The organism is Microcoleus sp. M2_D5 (assembly GCF_036701935.1).
Lineage (GTDB): Bacteria > Cyanobacteriota > Cyanobacteriia > Cyanobacteriales > Microcoleaceae > Microcoleus.
On record NZ_JAUBRP010000155.1, the window covers coordinates 1 to 3,550 of the forward strand.

Annotated in this window: 3 protein-coding genes and 1 riboswitch; all 3 genes read left to right on the forward strand. The window is 49.3% G+C overall.

Features of this window, described 5'->3' with window-relative positions; all coding sequences use genetic code 11:
- The first annotated feature begins 170 nt into the window (after window positions 1-170).
- Window positions 171-243, forward strand: a riboswitch (adenosylcobalamin-variant (AdoCbl-variant) riboswitch).
- A gap of 8 nt (window positions 244-251) precedes the next feature.
- The 3 genes from cobG (at window position 252) to QUA50_RS29090 (ending at window position 3,320) form a co-directional block, all read left to right on the forward strand.
- Window positions 252-1,829, forward strand: coding sequence for a precorrin-3B synthase (cobG, locus tag QUA50_RS29080; RefSeq protein WP_333263781.1), 1,578 nt, complete (start codon window positions 252-254; stop codon window positions 1,827-1,829).
- Window positions 1,830-1,983: 154 nt separating this feature from the next.
- Entirely contained in the window at window positions 1,984-2,613 is a 630-nt protein-coding gene (locus tag QUA50_RS29085) for a precorrin-8X methylmutase (RefSeq protein ID WP_333263779.1), read from the forward strand.
- Window positions 2,610-3,320: a precorrin-2 C(20)-methyltransferase gene (locus QUA50_RS29090; protein ID WP_333263776.1), complete on the forward strand. Its 711-nt coding sequence runs from the start codon at window positions 2,610-2,612 to the stop codon at window positions 3,318-3,320. Before QUA50_RS29085 ends, QUA50_RS29090 begins: the two co-directional genes overlap by 4 nt.
- Window positions 3,321-3,550: the final 230 nt, after the last annotated feature.

The window sequence follows — 3,550 nt, forward strand, 5'->3', positions numbered from 1 at the left end:
AGGTTTGTAAAGGGGTTTGACGACAGTTAAACTGATGACTGTGATTAGGAAAGCTGATGAAAGGAAAGAGATGGGCGTAGCTTGCGGGGCCCGACGCCATCGCCAGGCGTTTTGTTAAGAAAGTTGAGGGTTTTGCTTTCTGTGGGTCAGCTCGTGATACCGTTCTAAAGCCTGAAAGCGGGAAAGTCCGGTGCAATTCCGGCGCTGTGCCGCAACTGTAAAAGTCAGAATGCCGATTTCGGGGGCGCTTTGTGGGCGTTTACTTTTGGATTCCCTGCGTAGCACGGGGAGGAGATTATTTGTTAGCTTTGACTGATTTGCCGACTTGTCCGGGTTTATTTTACGGTTCCCAAGCCCGAGACGGAGTTTTATCGAGAATGCGGATTCCGGGGGGAATTTTAAACGCGCAGCAGTGTTGGACGATCGCGGATTTGGCCGATCGATACAGTACCGGCTGTTTGCAAGTGACAAATCGGGCAAATTTGCAAATCCGAGAAGTGAAATCGGAAATTGCCCCGGAAGTCTGGAACCGCTTGCAGGAATTGGGGATAGCGTCTCGCCGCGTGGAAGTTGACCCGATTCGCAATATTATGGCAAGCCCGACAGCAGGGATCGATCGCCAGCAGTTACTCGATACTCGCCCGCTAGTCAAAGCTTGGGATGATTACCTGCAAACGCATCCCGAATTGTCGGAACTTTCACCTAAGTTCAGTATTGGGTTGGACGGCGGGGAATCGGTTTCGATCCGCGATTTACGCAACGATATTTTATTAGCTGCTGAAGCGCTTTCAACCCAATCAGAAATCGTTTTTCGGCTGCATTTAAACGGCGATACAAGAATTTTAATCCAAGAATCGCAATGTATTTCAGTATTAGCCGCTCTCGCTAGCACCTATCTTGAATACACTAAAAATAGACCGCGAATTGATGGCAAAAAACCGCGTTTGCGTCACCTCTTGGCAGATTGGGGTGTTGAAAGTTATCTAGAACAGGTACACCAGAATTTACCATTTTTATTGCAATTCACATCTTGCACATTTCCCAAAAACAGGCAAGATGCCTGTGAAGCGAAGAGTGAATTTCCTTGTGGGGTGGGCATCTTGCCCGCCCGATCGATCGACTCATCTGCAAGGGCGATCGAACAATCCCGACATCTCGGCATCCACCCTCAGCGACAGCCCGGTTTCTCCTACATAGGAATTGCGCTGCCTCTCGGTAGGCTAGAATCAAATCAACTGCGGAATTTGGCAAATTTAGCCCAAAATCTAGCCAGCGGTACCCTGAGACTTACGCCGTGGCAAAATGTGTTGATTTCTGATATCCCCAACTCCCAGCTTTTTGAGGTAAAACAGCAAGTTGCCGATTTGGGATTGCACTCGTCGGCGACTCGCCTAGATTCGTGCTTGGTGGCTTGTGCCGGCAGCAGCGGCTGTGCGTCGGCGGCGACAGATACTCAAAGTCACGCCCTAGCAATGGTGAGGGATTTAGCGCAAAAATTGACGATCGACCAACCGATTAACATTCATTTCAGCGGTTGCCAAAAGTCCTGCGCCCAGCACCAGCCAATTGATATCACGCTGGTGGGAATTCAGATTGAGCGAGGACACGAGACGATCGAAGGTTACGACATTTATGCGGGTAGAAAAGATTTGCCCTTCGGGCGACCAATTTTTCCGGCGGTGAGTGCGATCGAGATGCCCGGTGCGATCGAGCTTTTGTTGCAGGTGTATCAGCGGTTTCGAGAGCCTTTGGAGTCATTTGGTGAGTTTGTCGATCGGCAGGCGATCGACCAATTACAGGAGTTATTGAGCACCGAAAATCGGAAGTGAAAGTGAAAAAATATCCCATGAAAACTGACAATTTTTAATTATTTCTATTTCTATCTCTCTTGATATTTCTTGCTTCGCTTCCTTTGCATCTTCGCGGTAGATTCAAAAAAAATCTTTCACAAATCCCACAAACTTCCCACAGCAGTTTTAAACAATGATTGACTACATTCGAGACGGAACAGAAATCTACATCAAATCCTTCGCCACAATTCGAGCCGAAGCAGATTTGTCAAGCTTGCCGCCCGATTTAGAATCGGTAGCCGTGCGACTAATTCACAGTTGCGGCATGACCGATATTGTTACAGATTTAGCAGCTTCCCCCGGTGCAGCCACCGCGGGACACAACGCCCTCGTCGCAGGTGCGCCCATCCTGTGCGATGCCCGGATGGTGGCCGAAGGCATCACTCGCAAACGCCTTCCCGCTGACAACCCGGTGATTTGCACCCTCTGGCATTCCGAAATCCCAGAGTTGGCGCGACAAATGGGAAATACTCGATCGGCGGCGGCGCTTGATTTATGGCTGGATAACTTGCAGGGTGCGGTTGTGGCAATTGGCAATGCCCCGACTGCTTTGTTCCGACTGCTGGAAATGCTGGATGCCGGAGCACCCAAACCGGCTTTAATTCTGGGTTTCCCGGTAGGATTTGTGGGGGCTGCCGAATCCAAAGCCGAACTTGCCGCCAACAGTCGGGGAGTGCCATTTATTACGTTGCACGGGCGGCGCGGTGGCAGTGCAATGGCAACGGCGGCCGTGAATGCGTTAGCGAAAAAGGATGAATTATGACTAAGGCTACTGGTAAATTGTACGGTTTGGGTATTGGCCCTGGCGATCCAGAATTGATCACATTGAAAGCTTATCGGATTTTGCAATCGGTGCCGGTGATTGCCTATCCGGCGATGGAAAATGGTAAGGTGCTGGCGCGGGCGATCGTCGCAGATTATCTGCGCCCGGAGCAAATTGAGATTCCGATGCCGTTGCCTTTTAGTCCGACGCGATCGTCTCAACCTTATTACGATATTGCGGCAGAGAAAATTGCGGCACATCTGAGCGAGGGGCGGGATGTGGCGGTGCTGTGTGAGGGCGAACCTTTTCTCTACGGCTCGTTTATGTATCTATTCAACCGTTTGTCGGCGAGATTTACCACTGAAGTTGTGCCGGGAATTTCTTCGACAATGGCGAGTGCGGCTGCGTTGGGAGTGCCGCTGACTTATCGTAACGATGTGTTAAGTATTATGCCTGCGACGCTGGATGCTGAGGTTTTGCGCGATCGGCTGGCGGTTGTTGATGCTGCTGTGATTATTAAGCTGGGGAGGCATTTTGCCAAAGTCCGGGACGTGCTCATTGAGTTGGGACAGTTCGATCGATCACTGTATATAGAACGTGCAACTATGCCGAATCAGCGAATTCGGGCGATCGCAGATGTCGAGCCCGCTGAAGTTCCCTATTGGGCTCTCATTATGATACCTAGCCAGCAAAAGTCTGTATCTTAATATTTCCATGCCTGAAGGCGACGCGCTTCCAGGCTTTACCTACTTTTTTGTGCATTCTTACCTCTTTATCCAGTTTTCTTCATATTGATAATTTAAGCTTATACCTTTCATTAGTTAATCTGTTGTTAAAAAACTTTACAAACCTGAGAATATGCTTTATGTTTATTTACATGGCGGAACACAAAGCCGTCACGAACATTGAAAACCAAATAAAGCAATCATAAACAAAT

Bases quoted from the DNA above. Each gene is read 5' to 3' on its own strand.
- QUA50_RS29090 (WP_333263776.1), top strand. From the start codon at position 2,610: ATGACTAAGGCTACTGGTAAATTGTACGGTTTGGGTATTGGCCCTGGC.
- QUA50_RS29085 (WP_333263779.1), top strand. From the start codon at position 1,984: ATGATTGACTACATTCGAGACGGAACAGAAATCTACATCAAATCCTTC.